Below are 14,480 nucleotides of genomic sequence, written 5' to 3' on the forward strand. Positions count from 1 at the left end.
CCTCGCTCATGGCGATCCACGTCGCGTCTCTGATCGCCTGGACCCTCGCGCCGACACCCCATACGCAGCACACTTGACCCGTACTGTCGCCACCGGAGGGGGACCGAAGATGCGGGACAGCCATCGGGCGGAAGCCGAACGGCTGTTGGCTCGGGCCGTGGAGGAAGAGGTCAGGCGGTCGGGCGGACGTGCGGACGGGGGCGTGCTGCTGTCGCGGGCGAAGGGCGCGCTCGACGCGATGGGGCGCAGCGCGGCCGAGGAGTACGACGCGTTCACCCGGGCCCTCGACGAGGCGGACGCGGGGCGGATGTCGTTCGGGCAGCGGTTCGCCAAGGAGGGTGGGTCAACGCCGTTGATGGTGGCGGGGGTTGGGGCCGTCACCGCGTGTGTGGCGGATCTGGTGCTGGGGTCGGGGGCCGGGACGGCCGTGGGGGCGGGTGTCGCCGTCGCCGTGCTGGGGTCCGCGGCGACCGTCGCGAAGGTGACCGCTTTGCACGTGCCGGCCGCGAGCCGGAGCGCCGGGGCGCGCAATCAGCCGGGCGGGCCCGAGCAGCTGCGGTTGCAGTGGCTGACGGCGCTGGAAGTGCGGGGTATAAGGCCGTTCCTCGATCAGCAGCGGGTGCTCGCGGCGTCGACGGGGGCGGGGGGTTCGAACAAACCGACGCCGCAGTTGCGGCGGACCGACAAGAGTGCGGCGGCGCGGCGCAGGAGCGTGCTTGAGCAGTCGTTCGGTCAACTGCCGGAGCCCGAGGGGCCGTTCGCGGGGCGGCGGGCCGCCATGTCGCAGATCGCGCAGTGGGTGCACGCGGCGCGGGCCAGCACCGAGACCCGGCCGACCGTGGTGGTGCTGCACGGGGATCCGGGCGCGGGGCGCACGACGCTCGCGGTGCGCGCGGCGCACGAGCTGCGGGACCAGTTCCGCGGGGCGTGCGTGGTGGATCTGCGCGGCGACCGCCCGGACGCGCCGCCGCTGCCCACGCGGGACGCCCTGCTGCACCTGCTGAACCGGCTCGGGGCGCCGCGCGAGCAGTTGCTCTTCCGTGAGCGGTCGTCGCAGGAGCAGCAGGTCAAGCGGCTCAGCGAGCTGTACCACCAGCATCTGACCGGGCTGCCCGTGACGATCGTGCTCGACGACGCGGCGGGCGCCGAGCAGGTCCGTACGCTCGTCCCGGAGCGCTCCGACAGCCTCGTGATCGTCACCTCGCGCGAGCCCCTGGAGCTCGGCGACGACACGCCCGCCTGGGTGCACCACCTGCCGGTGCGGGCGCTGGACGCGGCGGGCGCGGAGGAGCTGTTGCGGGAGGCCGCGGAGGATCCGAGCGGCCCCTACGACGCCGAATCCACGGATGCCGTAAGGGAGTTGTGCGGTGACCTGCCGCTCGCGCTGCGTGTCGCGGGGTCCGCGATCGGCCCGCGTACGACGCGTCAGCTCGCCGCCGACCTCGCCGCGTACGGTCCCGTGGACCCGGTCGAGCGGGTGCTGTGGCTGCGTTACACCGACCAGTCCGAACAGGGCAGGCGGCTGCTGCGGCGGCTCGCGCTGGCCGGGCGGGCCTCGCTCGGGTCGGCCGCCGCGGCGGCGCTGCTCGCCACCAACACGGCGGAGGCGAAGCGGTATCTGACGGCGCTCGCCGGGGCCGGGCTCGTCGACCACGTGCGCGGCAGCCGCTACCGGTTGCACGACGTCGTCCGCGCCTTCGCCCAGGCCCGCCTCGCCGACGAGGAGGAGCCCGCGGAGCGCACGGCCGCGCAGGAGCGCCTGATCCAGAACTACGCGGACCTGGCCGACTCGGTGATCCGCCTGGTCGACGGCAACATGTCGACGCGCGCGGGCCAGACCGGGCCGCACGGCTTCACGTCCCTGGACGCGGCGCTGCGCTGGCTGGACGACGAGTCGAGCTTCATCACGGCGGCGCTGCGGCACGCGGAGGGCGTCAACCAGGACGCCGTGCTCGGCCTGCTCGGCGCGCTGTGCGACTACTGCCTGCTGCGCGGCGACCTCTACCGGCTCGGTGAGATCCAGGAGCTGACGCAGTCCATCGACCAGGGCCTGCTCATGCGCTCGGTCCAGTGGCGCACGGGTATCGCGGCCCGTCAGCTCGGCGAGCTCGACAAGGCGCGTACGACGCTGTCCTCGGTGGTCGACCTCTACCGCGAGGCGCACCACAGGGCGGGCGAGGGCCGCGCGCTGTGCTCGCTCGGCATCACCCTGCACCACCAGGGCCAACTCACCGAGGCGGCGGCCAAGTTGCGGGAGGCGCTCGACCTTCAGACGACGCCGGAGACGAAGGGCGACCGCGGCTGGACGCTGCACGCGCTCGCGGCGGTCGAGCGCGACCGCGCGAACGTACGCATGTCGCTGGCCCTGCTCACCGACGCGTTCGCCCTGCACCGCGAGAACGAGTCGCTGCACGGCGAGGCATGGGCGCACTTCCAGCTCGGCCAGCTGTGCCTGCGGATGGGCAACGTGCCGCGCGCGGAGGAGGAGCTGCGGGCCGCGCTCGACCTGTACGGGCAGACCCGCGACGGCCGCGGCCAGGCCTGGGCGCTGACCGAGCTGGCCCGCGCCCGGCTCATGGACGGCGAGGCGTCCGCGGCGGTCGACGGGCTGCGCCAGGCGGCGTCCCGGCACCGTGAGAACGAGGACGCGCGCGGCGAGGCGTGGACGTACTACTACCTGGGTCAGGCCCTGGAGGAGACCGGCGACCTCGACAAGGCGGTGCGGGAGCTGGAGCGCTCGCGCACGATGTTCTCCCGGATGCGCGACGTGTACGGGCTGGCCTGCGCCCGCCACCACTCGGCGCGCGTCACCCGCGACGAGCGGGCCGCGCAGACGGGTTCGCTGCGCAACTCCGGCTTCGCCCGGCAGCTCCTGGTCGACGCCCGCGCCGACTTCCAGCGCATCGGCGTGCCGCACGGCGAGGGGTGGACGTGCCTGGAGCTCGCGGTGGTCGACGCGGGCAACGCGCGGCTGGCGCAGGCGATGGAGCTGTGCGAGGAGGCGGCGGCCATCTTCGCCGGGTACGAGGACCAGAGGGGCGAGGACTGGGCGACGTTCCTGCGCTGCACCCTGCTCCCGTACGCCTCCCCCGGCGGCTCGGAGGTGGGCACGGCGGTGGCCCAGGAGGAGCTGTCCCAGCTCGCCCGCGCCACGCATCCGGCCCGCGACGGCAAGCTCGACGACTACGTGGAGGCGTACCAGCTGCTCCTGGAGCGGGGCGTGGATCTGGACGCCGGCTGGCAGGCCTGGCGCCTCGGCATGGTGCCGAACCGGCACGCGCGGGACGTGATGGGCGTGGCCAAGGAGGCCCAGCGGACCTAGGGAGTGTCTTCAAACTCCCGTCGTCGCCCGCAGGGCGGTGTCGCGGCGCCTGGTGCGTGCGATCGCAAGGCGCCGGAGAGTCCTAGTAGCGGAGCTACTCGGGCTCTTCGGCAACGCCGCGAGGGTGCGTGCCAGGCGCCGCGACGCAGACGGGAGTTTGAAGACAGGACCTAGGCCTGGCCGGGCGCCCGTCCGGCAGTCCGCCCTGAACATGACAGGCGGGGGCGCGCGGTGGGCAGCGCAACGGCCCCGCGCGCTCGCGTGCGCGGGGCCGACGGCGGGTTCAGGCGGACGTCCGCCCGGCGTCCTTGCCGCTCGTCGCACCGGCGGGCTCGTCGGACTTCTCCTTGAAGTCGACCTTGCCCATGTGCTTGTTCATCGACTTCATCAGGCCCCAGACCGCGACGGCCATCACGGCGAAGACGATGAAGCCGAGCACACCCGGAGTCACCTTGTTCTCGTCGACCTCCTTGGCGGCGAGGGGGACGAGATGGGTCAATGCCAGATTCGCGTTCACATCAGGCATTGTGTCGGATGCCCGCGAAGAGGTCGTCCTCGGGGAGGGAGGTATCGACGAGCGACTTCGCGAGCTCGTACTCCTCGGTCGGCCAGACCTCCTGCTGGATGTCCATCGGCACGCGGAACCAGCCGCCGTCGGGGTCGATCTGCGTGGCGTGCGCGATCAGCGCCTTGTCGCGGATCCCGAAGAAGTCGGCGCACGGAATGTGCGTGGTCAGCGTGCGCTCGGCGCGCGCCATGTCGTCCCAGCGCTTGAGCCAGTCCCCGTACGGGGACTCCATGCCGCGCTCCAGGAGCGCGTTGTGCAGCGCCTCGGTGCGCGGCCGGTTGAAGCCCTGGTTGTAGTAGAGCTTCTTCGGCTGGTAGACGGGGCCGAACTCGTCCTCGGGGTACTTCTCGGCGTCGGCCGCACCGTCGAACGCCACCATCGTGATCTTGTGGGTCATGATGTGGTCGGGGTGCGGGTAGCCGCCGTTCTCGTCGTACGTCGTGATGACCTGCGGGCGGAAGGCGCGGATCTGCTTGACCAGGGCGCCGGCCGCGTGGTCGACGTCCTCCAGGGCGAAGCAGCCCTCCGGGAGCGGCGGCAGCGGGTCGCCCTCGGGCAGCCCCGAATCGACGAATCCCAGCCAGTCCTGCTTGACGCCGAGGATCTCGCGCGCCTCGTCCATCTCCTTGCGGCGGACCTCCCGGATGTTCTCCTCGACGTACTTGTCGCCCTGGAGCTTCGGGTTGAGGATGGAGCCGCGTTCGCCGCCCGTGCAGGTCACGACGTGCACGTCCACCCCCTCGGACACGTACTTGGCCATCGTGGCCGCGCCCTTCGACGACTCGTCGTCGGGGTGGGCGTGAACGGCCATGAGTCGCAGCTGCTCAGTCAAGAGAAGTTCCTCGGTGAGATATGGGGCGCCCGGGTTCCTGGTGCGTCGTGGGCGGCTTCTATAGTGACGGAACCGGGGGGCGGAAAATTCCGGTGCCCTGGAACATGGCGAACATGTCGGGCGACGCGAGAGGAACTGGCGGATGAGCGCCGTGCAACAGCTGCCCGAGGGCCGATACGGATCCTCGCGCTCCGCCGACGGCCGCGCCGACCGCAAGCTGAAGATCGCCGGGATCGTCCTCGGCGCCCTGTTCGCGGCCCTGATGATCTGGTTCGGCTGGTACTACGTCGTCGGCGGCAGCAAGTTCAGCGGCGAGGTCATCGCCTTCGACACGAGCAAGCACGACGTCCAGGTCCACATGGAGATCCGCAAGGACACCGACGCCACCGGCTACTGCACGATCCGCTCGCAGGACGCCGCGGGCGCCGAGGTGGGACGCGCCGACTTCCGCTTCGACCAGAAGACCGATCGGATCGACAAGGTCGTCACGCTGAAGACGGCGGGCCACGGCACGACCGCGGAGCTCCTGGGCTGCCACGCCGACTGATCGCCGCCTGATTGTCGATACGGGACGGTGAAACGGCGGGCTCTGACCTGCGCCGACGCAACACTGATGCCTTTTGTCCTCCCCCTTTCACGCCTGAATTGTTAGGCTCGTGGTTTCGCCCACTCAGTAGGGAACATCCTTCTGAGTAGGGCGATGCTTTGTATACCCAGTACCTACGAGGAGCGACCTGTGACCCAGACCAGCGAAGACGTCACCTGGCTGACGCAGGAGGCGTACACCAAGCTCAAGGACGAGCTGGCGTACCTGTCTGGTCCCGCGCGCGAGGAGATCACGCAGAAGATTGCTGCGGCGCGCGAAGAGGGCGACCTGCGGGAGAACGGCGGCTACCACGCGGCCAAGGAGGAGCAGGGCAAGCAGGAGCTCCGCATCCGCCAGCTGACGCAGCTCCTGGAGAAGGCCAAGGTCGGCGAGGCCCCGGCCGCGACCGGCGTGGTCGCGCCCGGCATGGTCGTCACGATCGCCTTCGACGGCGATGAGGACGACACCCTGGAGTTCCTGCTCGCCTCGCGCGAGTACGCGAGCAGCGACTTCGAGACGTACTCGCCCCAGTCCCCGCTCGGTACGGGGGTCAACGGCCACAAGGTGGGCGAGGACGCCGAGTACGAACTGCCGAACGGCAAGAAGGCCTCGGTCAAGATCCTCAAGGCGGAGCCCTTCAACGGCTGACGCGCCACAGCTGTACATGAGTGGGGCCCCGCGGCGTGCACGCCGCGGGGCCCCACTCACGCGTCAGGCCGCCTTGCGGTACTTGCGGACCGCGAGGGTGCGGAAGACCAGGATGATCAGGACGGACCAGATCACGGAGGCCCAGACCGGGTGCTCCATCGGCCAGGCGCCGGTCACCGATTTCGGCACGCCGTCGATCGTGTTCCCGAACAGGTCGCGGGCCGCCGCCACCGTGGCACTGAAGGGGTTCCACTCCGCGATGTACTGGAGGACCTTCGGCATGCCGTTGACCGGAACGAACGCGTTCGAGATGAACGTCAGCGGGAAGAGCCAGATCAGGCCGCCCGAGGTCGCCGCCTCCGGGGTGCGCACCGACAGGCCGATCAGCGCGCCGATCCAGGTGAACGCGTACCCGAGCAGCAGGAGCAGGGCGAAGCCCGCCAGGACCTTGCCGAGGTTCTCGTGCGTCCGCCAGCCGACGAGCAGCGCCACCACCGCGAGCACGGCCAGCGTCACCGCCGTCTGCACCAGGTCGGCGAGGGTGCGGCCGGTGAGCACGGCGCCGCGCGCCATGGGCAGCGAACGGAACCGGTCGATGAGGCCCTTGTGCATGTCGTCCGCGATGCCCGCGCCGGCGCCCGCCGTGGCGAAGGTGACGGTCTGGGCGAAGATGCCGGCCATCAGGAATTCCTTGTAGGCGTCGGCGCTGACCCCGGCGCCGGGGATGGCGATCGAGCCGCCGAAGACGTACGTGAACAGGACCACGAACATCACTGGCTGGATGATCCCGAAAAGGATCATCTCGGGAATCCTGGTCATGCGAATGAGGTTCCGCTTGCCGACGACCAGGGAGTCGCTCCAGGCGCTCATTTCCTCGCCCCCTTCGGGCCCTCGACCGGCTCGTCCGCGTCGGGCGCGGGTTCCTCGGCGACATGCCCGGTCAGTGAGATGAACACGTCGTCCAGGGTCGGGCGGCGCAGGCCGATGTCGTCGATCTCGATGCCGCGGGCGTCCAGGTCGCGGATGACCTCCGCGAGGAGCTTCGCGCCGCCGGTGACGGGGACGGTCAGCCTGCGGGTGTGCTGGTCGACCTTGGCCTCGCCCTTGCCGAACCCCGCGAGGATCTCGCGCGCGGTCTCGATGTGCTCGCGCTCGTGCACGACGACCTCGACGCGCTCGCCGCCGGTCTGCGCCTTGAGCTGGTCGGCGGTGCCGCGGGCGATGACGCGGCCGTGGTCCACGACGCAGATGTCGTGCGCCAGGTGGTCGGCCTCTTCGAGGTACTGGGTGGTGAGCAGCAGCGTCGTACCGCCGGCGACCAGTTCCTGGATCACCTCCCACAGCTGCTGCCGGTTGTGCGGGTCGAGGCCGGTCGTCGGTTCGTCCATGAACATGACGGGCGGGGACACGACGAGGGCGGCCGCCAGGTCGAGGCGGCGGCGCATGCCTCCCGAGTACGTCTTGGAGGGGCGGTCCGCCGCGTCCGCGAGGTTGAAGCGCTCGAGGAGCTCGACGGCCCGCTTCTTGGCGTCCCTCTTCGACAACTGGTAGAGCTGCCCGACCATTTGGAGGTTCTCGCGCCCGGTCAGGTACTCGTCGACCGCCGCGAACTGGCCGGACAGGCCGATGGAGCGGCGCACTTCGTTCGGGTGCTTCGCGACGTCGATGCCCGCGACGACCGCCTTGCCGCTGTCCGGCGTGAGCAGGGTGGTCAGGCAGCGCACGGCTGTCGTCTTCCCCGCCCCGTTCGGCCCGAGCAGGCCGAGGACCGAGCCCTCGGGTACGTCCAGATCGACGCCGTCCAAGGCCCTTACGTCGCCGAAGGTCTTCACCAGACCTTCGGCGTAGATGGCGCCTGGCATGTGGTCCCCCCAGTGTGTGGTGGCTACCGCTGACCGACTATGTGAGGAAAGTGTAAATTTGCCGGGTTCAGGTTGCCTGCCGAACGAGTGAAGCGCGCCGCACGGGAAACACTAACGCGATACATCGCGTACCGCGACGGTATTACTCGATGACGGTGTAGCCCGCCTCCCGCAGCGCCGCGCCGACCTCGGTGCAGTGCGCGGGCCCCTTCGTCTCCAGGTGCAGCTCCACCTCCGCCTCCGTGAGCCCGAGCCGCGGATCGGTCCGTACGTGGCTCACATCGGTGACGTTGGCGTCGGCCACCGACAACACCTGGAGGAGCGTGGCCAGGGCGCCGGGGCGGTCGGTCAGGCGCAGCCGCAGCGACAGGTAGCGGCCCGCCGCGGCCAGCCCGTGGGTGAGGACGCGCTGCATGAGGAGCGGGTCGATGTTGCCGCCGGACAGCAGCGCGACGACCGGGCCCTCGAAGGCTCCGGGCTCGCTCAGGAGCGCCGCGACGGGGCTCGCCCCCGCGGGCTCGACGACCAGCTTGGCGCGCTCCAGGCAGAGCAGCAGGGCGCTGGAGAGCGCGTCCTCCGAGACCGTACGGACGTCGTCGACGAGGTCGGAGACGAGCGCGAACGGGACGTCGCCGGGTCGGCCCACCTTGATGCCGTCGGCCATCGTGGACGGCGCCTGGATCGCGATCGGGTGCCCTGCGGCGAGCGAGGGCGGGTACGCGGCCGCGCCCGCCGCCTGGACGCCGATGACCTTCACGTCGGGCCGCAGCGCCTTCACCGCGACCGCGATGCCGGCCGCGAGTCCTCCGCCGCCCACGCCGACCAGGATGGTCCGCACCTCCGGGCACTGCTCCAGGATCTCCAGGCCGAGCGTGCCCTGGCCCGCGACGACGTCCGGGTGGTCGAAGGGGTGGATGAACACCGCCCCCGTCTTCTCGGCGTACTCCTGCGCCGCCGCGAGGGTCTCGTCGACGACCTGGCCGTGCAGGCGGACCTCGGCGCCGTACTCGCGGGTCGCGGCGACCTTCGGCAGGGGCGCGCCGACCGGCATGAACACCGTGGAGCGCACGCCGAGGAGCGAGGAGGCGAGGGCCACTCCCTGCGCGTGGTTGCCTGCGCTCGCGGCCACGACCCCGGCGGCCCGCTCCTCGGGCAGCAGGCCCGCGATCCGCACGTAGGCGCCGCGCAGCTTGAAGGATCCGGTGCGCTGGAGGTTCTCGCACTTGAGGTGGACCGGGGTCCCGGCCAGCTGGGAGAGGTGGTGGCTGTGCGCCATCGACGTCACCCGCGCCACCCCGGAGAGCATCTTCTGTGCGCCGCGGACGTCGTCGAGGGTCACCGCGGCCGTCGAGGAGGGCGAGGTCGGCAAGTAGTCAGACGCGCTGTTGCTCATGACGAAAGTCTTGCAGCTCACGGCGCACGCCTCTCGGGATGCTCACGCTGCGAGACCGGATTGCGCACGGCCGGTACGGCCAGCGCTTTCGCCGCGTACCCTGTGGGCCAATCCAGTGCAATCCACACCCACGCATGAAGTGAGCCCCCGGCCATGCCCACACCACAGGAAACGATGGACATGACGACCGCTGGTGACCCCGGCCTCCTCGAAACGCTCCAGCACGAGGTGGCGGTCTTCGCCCGCCGCGCCGAACAGACCCGGCTCGGCGGGGTCGGGCAGGTGCGCAACTCGATGGACCGAGCGGCCTACCTGCTGCTCAACCGCCTCGACAAGGAAGGCCCGATGGGCGTCAAGGCCCTCGCGTCGAGCATGGGGATCGACTCCTCGACGGTGACCCGGCAGGTCGCCCCGCTCGTCGACACGGGTCTCGTCAAGCGCACCTCTCACCCGGAGGACGGACGTGCGGTGGTGTTGCAGTTGTCGCCGCGCGGTGCGGCGCGGCTCGACGAGGTACGCACATCCAGGCAGGAATTGATGGCGCAGTTGACGCAGGAGTGGGAGCCGCAGGAGCGCGAGCAGTTCTGCGCGCTCCTCGCGCGCTTCAATACCGCGCTGTCCGCGCGCCACGGGCAGCCGACGCCGCCGGCCGACTCCTGACGGTTCCCGGGCACACCGGTACGGCGTGAGCGGCTCCCGCCTCTTGACCAGGGAGCCGTGGTCGGCCTCATATGAAGGGTGCGCGAACGGCAGGCGTTGCGAGACGCCCGCCGAGCCCGTGAGTTCGAGGCGTTCGTCGCGGGCGCGGCCGGGCGGCTGTTGCGTGCCGCGACGCTGCTGACGGGGGAACCGGCGGACGACAACCCGCGCGCGCGGAAGCTGCTCACGGCCGCCCTCGGCCGGACGTACGCCTCCTGGGACCGTCTTCGGGGCGAGGATCCCTACGACTGCACGCGCAAGGAGCTGGCCACCCGGTTCGCGCGCGGCACGTGGCGGCAACATCGCGCGCGTGGCGGCGCGTTGGGATGGCTCAGCCCCCAGGAGCGGCTCGTCCTCGTGCTGCGGCTCTTCGAAGGGGTCGGCGAGGAGCAGACCGCGTCGCTGCTCGGGCTGCCGGTGGAGCGCGTCCGTGCCGTGCACGCGCGGGCGATGGCCCTCGTCCTGCACCCGCCGCGCGGCCCCGCGCCCGCCGAGCTGCGGGGAGCGGCGCCGGCATGAGTCTCCAGGAGCGCAATGAGGCGGCCGTGCGTGCCGTGCTCGACGGCGGGCCCGCGCCGGTGGTGCCGGCGGAGCTGTGTGCGGACGCGATGCGCAAGGGCGGACGCGCGCGCAAGCGGCGCCGGGCGGTGTCGCGGTTCCTGTGGTTCGTGCTGGTCGTCGCCGTCGTCACGTTCGTCGTGTGGGCGATGGTCGAGCGGCCGTGGGTGGAGCCGCCCTCGACGACGACTCCACAACTGACCGGCTGGTGAACTCCCGTACAGGGAGCGTTACTTCTCGTCGAGCGCCTGCTGGAGGTCCGCGAGCAGGTCGTCGACCGACTCGATGCCCACGGAGAGGCGTACGAGGTCGGCGGGGACCTCAAGGGCGGAGCCCGCGACGGAGGCGTGCGTCATCCGGCCGGGGTGCTCGACGAGGGACTCGACGCCGCCGAGGGACTCGCCCAGCGTGAACAGGCGCGCCCGGTCGCAGACCTCGACGGCCGCCTCCTCGCCGCCCTCGACCTGGAAGGACACCATGCCGCCGAACGCCTTCATCTGCTTCGCGGCGATCTCGTGGCCGGGGTGCTCGGGCAGGCCCGGGTAGAGCACCTTCGTCACGCGCGGGTGGCGGGACAGCATGTCGGCGACGCGGGTCGCGTTCTCGCTGTGCCGGTCCATGCGGACGGGCAGCGTCTTGATGCCGCGCAGCACCAGCCAGGAGTCGAACGGGCCGGCGATGGCGCCCATGGCGTTCTGGTGGAACGTGAGCTCGTCGGCGAGGGCGTCGTCGCCCACGACGAGGGCGCCGCCCACGACGTCGGAGTGGCCGCCCATGTACTTGGTCATCGAGTGCACGACGACGTCGGCGCCGAGCGCGAGCGGCTGCTGGAGGTAGGGGCTCGCGAAGGTGTTGTCGACGACGAGCCGGGCCCCGGCCTCGCGGGCGACCTGGGCGACGGCGGCGATGTCGGTGATGCCGAGGAGCGGGTTGGACGGCGTCTCCACCCACACGGCCTTCGTCAACGGGGTGATCGCGGCGCGCACCGACTCGACGTCGCTGGTGTCCGCCACCGACCACTCGACGCCCCAACGCGAGACGACCTTCGCGAACAGCCGGAACGTGCCGCCGTAGGCGTCGTTCGGGATGACCACGTGGTCGCCGGGGCTGAGCAGCGTACGCAGCAGGCAGTCCTCGGCGGCGAGCCCGGAGGCGAATGCGAGCCCGCGCCGGCCGCCTTCCAGCGCGGCGAGGTTCTCCTCCAGGGCGGTACGGGTCGGGTTGGCGCTGCGGCTGTACTCGTAGCCGCCGCGCAGGCCGCCCACGCCGTCCTGCTTGTACGTGGAGACCTGGTAGATCGGCGGGACGACGGCGCCGGTCACGGGGTCTGCCGTGTTGCCGGCGTGGATGGCGGTGGTCTCGAAGCCGCGCGGGGCGTGGCCGCTGTGGCTGTGCGTGTCGCTCATGGGGGCCGAGCGTAGGCGCTCGGGCGCGTGGAGGTGGGGCGCAGCGCCCTTTTGTCGCCATCGCCTGTCGCCGCCGCTTGTCGCCATCGCGGTCGGAACGCGGTCGGGAACCACGTGTCGGACCGGCACGTTAGCGTTGTTGATATGGGAATTCTCTGGGGTCTGATGGCCGCGGTCATGATCGGGCTCGTGGTGTCGCAGTTGCTGCGCCGCCGCGGCGGGATTCGGCAGGTCGCACCGGGCTCACCGGACGCCGCGGACCCGGCGGACTACGGGTTCATGATGCAGGAGGACCTGGACGTGCGGCTGCCGGGTCCCGACGAGGACCTGCTCGACGTGATGGCGGTCGTGCAGCGGAACCAGGACTTCACGGCGGCCTCCCAGCTGCTCGCCGGGACCGGCAAGGAGACCGAGACCCGGTGGGAGCGCGTGCAGGCGATCGCCGGGGCCGCCGCCCTCGAGGCCCAGCAGACGCCGCGGCTCGGTGCCGGGTGGCTGCACGCGTGGCGGTCGCAGGCGCCGAAGGACGCGGGCGGGGCGCAAGTCTTCGCCGAGTTCCTGGTGCAGCAGGCGTGGCGCGGCGGCGGCACCCCCGATGAGCAGCGGATCGTCCTCGAAGAGGCGCGCGATGCCTGCGAGCAGGCGGCGCTGCTGGCCCCCGGCGACCCCGTCCCGCACATCACGCATCTCGCGGTCGCGCGCGGACTGGGCTACTCCCAGGCCGAGTTCGAGCAACTGTGGCTGAAGATCCTCGACACCGCGCCGGGGCACATGGGCGCGCATCTGGCCGGTCTTCGCTACTGGACGGAGAAGTGGCACGGCTCGCGCGAGCAGGCGTTCTCGTTCGCGGAGGCCGCCGCCGCGCGTGCGCCGCGCGGTTCGCTGCTGGCGGCGCTGCCGCTGTTCGCGCTGTACGAGCACGTGCCCGACGTGAACCTGGTGCGTGGCTTCTACGAGAGCGAGGTCGTCACGAAGGCGCTGCACGGGGCGCTGTTCGCGGTGCACGCAGCGCGTCCCGACGACCCGATGCTCGCGCACGTACGGCACCTGCTGGTGTTCTTCCTGGTGCGCAGCGAGCGCTGGTCCGAGGCGATGCAGCAGCTGGTGCATGTCGACGGGCACGTGGGCGCGATCCCGTGGACCGCCGAGCACGACCCGGCGGCCTCGTACGCGGTGTACCGGGCGCTCGCCGTCGCCGGTTACGAGGCGAACGGCGGAAGCCCGGCGACGTTGCGGCACTGAGCGCCTGGGCGCCTGGGCGACCGGGCGACCGGGCGACCAGGCGACTGGGCGTGGAAGCGGTGCATCCTCCCCCGATGGGGCGGTAAAACCGGTGGCTCCCTCCCCTCCTTCTCGGCCACTCTGCCTCCATGACCACGCCGCCCGCGCAGCACGAGATCCGAGCGAGCCACACCGAGTCCACCGTCACCGTGTACCAGGCGTACCCGGCGGAGATCGGCCTGCCCGCCGCGCGCGAGGGACGCTTCCCGTCGCTGTGGAAGCGGGATCGCATGACGTGGATCAAGCCCTCGTTCCTGTGGATGATGTACCGCTGCGGCTGGGCCACGAAGCCCGGGCAGGACGTCGTGCTCGCCGTCGAGATCGACCGGGGCGGCTTCGAGTGGGCGGTGCGGCACGCGTGCCTGTCGAGCTACACGCGGGGCGTGCACACCGATCAGGCCTCCTGGAAGCGGGAGTTGAGGCGGTCGCCCGCCCGCGTGCAGTGGGACCCCGAGCGCGATCTGCGGATGCGACCGCTGCCGCACCGGTCGTTGCAGCTCGGCCTGTCCGGGGAGGCGGTGCGGCAGTACGCGGACGAGTGGACGGTGTCGATCAAGGACGTGACGCCGCTGGCGCGTGAGGTGCGGGCGCTGGTGGCGGCCGGCGACGAGGAGTCCGCGGCCCGGCTGGTTCCGGCGGAGCGGGTGTATCCCGGGCAGGAGCGGCTGGTGGAACATCTGGTGGCGTCCCGTGCCGGACACTGACCCGTCCCTGGCCGCGCTGTGGCGCGAGCGACGCGGCCCGTGCCCGCCGATCGCCCACCGGTTCCGCACGGCGTACGCGGACCGGTGGGTGCGCTTTCACAGCCTGCCCGCATCGAAGCGGTACCCCGGGAACGAGGGCGAGTACGCGGTCGCGCTGGGCCGCTGCAACACCGTGCTCGACGAACTGTTCCGCGGCGAGGAGGTCTTCGTCGTCACCCAGGACTGGTCCCCCACGCGCACCGGCCCGCCGGGATGGCGATCACCGCGCGAGGCCCTGCACCCGGACGGCGTCCTGTGGTGGACCGAGGCGGACGAGGACGATCCCGACCCGGAGTTCCACACCTACACGCACCTCTACGCCGACCGGCGCCCATGGCGGACCGGCTGCGTGGACGAGTTGCTGCGCGCCGTCGCGGACGAGGTGCTCGTCGACGTGTTCCTCACCGATACGGGACTTCGCCGCATTCACCACCCGTACGACGGCGGCGCCGACGTCATCCTCGACTCGCCCGCCGAGCGGGACCGCTTCCGCGAGCGTCACGCGGACTGGCTGTCCGGCCAACCGTCCGGCCTGTGACCGCCCTCCACCCCTAGTCCGCTTTCACCCCTTCCACCCGCTTC

The 14,480-nt window shown here is 71.5% G+C and carries 15 protein-coding genes; 9 read left to right on the plus strand and 6 right to left on the minus strand.

All coding sequences use genetic code 11. From position 1 onward, the window contains the following. The first annotated feature begins 109 nt into the window (after positions 1 to 109). Complete coding sequence (locus ACP4E5_RS18755; protein WP_425830178.1) at positions 110 to 3,322, plus strand: tetratricopeptide repeat protein; 3,213 nt, start codon at positions 110 to 112, stop codon at positions 3,320 to 3,322. 283 nt (positions 3,323 to 3,605) lie between these two features. Here ACP4E5_RS18755 and ACP4E5_RS18760 read toward each other — a convergent pair whose 3' ends face one another. Continuing rightward, on the minus strand, positions 3,606 to 3,848 hold the full coding sequence (locus ACP4E5_RS18760; RefSeq protein WP_425830180.1) for a hypothetical protein: 243 nt from the start codon (positions 3,846 to 3,848) through the stop codon (positions 3,606 to 3,608). Continuing rightward, on the minus strand, positions 3,841 to 4,722 hold the full coding sequence (gene mca, locus ACP4E5_RS18765) for a mycothiol conjugate amidase Mca (protein ID WP_425830182.1): 882 nt from the start codon (positions 4,720 to 4,722) through the stop codon (positions 3,841 to 3,843). Before mca ends, ACP4E5_RS18760 begins: the two co-directional genes overlap by 8 nt. A 142-nt stretch (positions 4,723 to 4,864) precedes the next feature. Between mca and ACP4E5_RS18770 the strand changes: the two genes are divergently transcribed. Beyond that, positions 4,865 to 5,269, plus strand: a complete 405-nt coding sequence (locus ACP4E5_RS18770; protein WP_425830184.1) for a DUF4307 domain-containing protein — start codon at positions 4,865 to 4,867, stop codon at positions 5,267 to 5,269. Between the two features lie 189 nt (positions 5,270 to 5,458). After that, a complete protein-coding gene (gene greA / locus ACP4E5_RS18775; RefSeq protein ID WP_425830186.1) occupies positions 5,459 to 5,956 on the plus strand; it encodes a transcription elongation factor GreA in 498 nt (165 codons plus the stop codon). A 63-nt stretch (positions 5,957 to 6,019) separates the two neighbouring features. Here greA and ACP4E5_RS18780 read toward each other — a convergent pair whose 3' ends face one another. The 3 genes from ACP4E5_RS18780 to ilvA form a co-directional block, all read right to left on the minus strand. Beyond that, complete coding sequence (locus ACP4E5_RS18780) at positions 6,020 to 6,826, minus strand: ABC transporter permease (protein ID WP_425830188.1); 807 nt, start codon at positions 6,824 to 6,826, stop codon at positions 6,020 to 6,022. Next, positions 6,823 to 7,818 (minus strand): ATP-binding cassette domain-containing protein, encoded by a 996-nt coding sequence (locus ACP4E5_RS18785; protein WP_425830190.1) that lies wholly within the window; start codon positions 7,816 to 7,818, stop codon positions 6,823 to 6,825. The genes ACP4E5_RS18780 and ACP4E5_RS18785 overlap by 4 nt, the downstream gene beginning before the upstream one ends. A 142-nt stretch (positions 7,819 to 7,960) precedes the next feature. Continuing rightward, a complete protein-coding gene (ilvA, locus tag ACP4E5_RS18790) occupies positions 7,961 to 9,211 on the minus strand; it encodes a threonine ammonia-lyase (protein ID WP_425830192.1) in 1,251 nt (416 codons plus the stop codon). A 174-nt stretch (positions 9,212 to 9,385) separates the two neighbouring features. Here ilvA and ACP4E5_RS18795 point away from each other — a divergent pair, with 174 nt between their 5' ends. The 3 genes from ACP4E5_RS18795 to ACP4E5_RS18805 all read left to right on the plus strand — a co-directional run bounded on the left by ACP4E5_RS18795 (position 9,386) and on the right by ACP4E5_RS18805 (position 10,680). Then, positions 9,386 to 9,871, plus strand: coding sequence for a MarR family winged helix-turn-helix transcriptional regulator (locus ACP4E5_RS18795; RefSeq protein WP_425841458.1), 486 nt, complete (start codon positions 9,386 to 9,388; stop codon positions 9,869 to 9,871). Positions 9,872 to 9,949: 78 nt separating this feature from the next. Further along, positions 9,950 to 10,429, plus strand: coding sequence for a sigma factor-like helix-turn-helix DNA-binding protein (locus ACP4E5_RS18800; RefSeq protein ID WP_425830194.1), 480 nt, complete (start codon positions 9,950 to 9,952; stop codon positions 10,427 to 10,429). Further along, on the plus strand, positions 10,426 to 10,680 hold the full coding sequence (locus tag ACP4E5_RS18805; RefSeq protein WP_425830195.1) for a hypothetical protein: 255 nt from the start codon (positions 10,426 to 10,428) through the stop codon (positions 10,678 to 10,680). The genes ACP4E5_RS18800 and ACP4E5_RS18805 overlap by 4 nt, the downstream gene beginning before the upstream one ends. An 18-nt stretch (positions 10,681 to 10,698) precedes the next feature. Here ACP4E5_RS18805 and ACP4E5_RS18810 read toward each other — a convergent pair whose 3' ends face one another. Next, complete coding sequence (locus tag ACP4E5_RS18810) at positions 10,699 to 11,874, minus strand: cystathionine gamma-synthase (RefSeq protein WP_425830197.1); 1,176 nt, start codon at positions 11,872 to 11,874, stop codon at positions 10,699 to 10,701. Between the two features lie 144 nt (positions 11,875 to 12,018). On the opposite strand from ACP4E5_RS18810, the gene ACP4E5_RS18815 reads away from it, so the two are divergent. The 3 genes from ACP4E5_RS18815 to ACP4E5_RS18825 all read left to right on the plus strand — a co-directional run bounded on the left by ACP4E5_RS18815 (position 12,019) and on the right by ACP4E5_RS18825 (position 14,436). Next, positions 12,019 to 13,116 (plus strand): hypothetical protein, encoded by a 1,098-nt coding sequence (locus tag ACP4E5_RS18815; RefSeq protein ID WP_425830199.1) that lies wholly within the window; start codon positions 12,019 to 12,021, stop codon positions 13,114 to 13,116. 128 nt (positions 13,117 to 13,244) lie between these two features. Further along, on the plus strand, positions 13,245 to 13,859 hold the full coding sequence (locus tag ACP4E5_RS18820) for a DUF4291 domain-containing protein (RefSeq protein WP_425830201.1): 615 nt from the start codon (positions 13,245 to 13,247) through the stop codon (positions 13,857 to 13,859). Then, positions 13,846 to 14,436: a DUF3885 domain-containing protein gene (locus ACP4E5_RS18825; RefSeq protein WP_425830203.1), complete on the plus strand. Its 591-nt coding sequence runs from the start codon at positions 13,846 to 13,848 to the stop codon at positions 14,434 to 14,436. The genes ACP4E5_RS18820 and ACP4E5_RS18825 overlap by 14 nt, the downstream gene beginning before the upstream one ends. The last annotated feature ends 44 nt before the right edge of the window (positions 14,437 to 14,480 follow it).

The sequence above is a fragment of the Streptomyces fractus genome (genome assembly GCF_049844455.1).
Taxonomy (GTDB): Bacteria; Actinomycetota; Actinomycetes; order Streptomycetales; family Streptomycetaceae; genus Streptomyces; species Streptomyces fractus.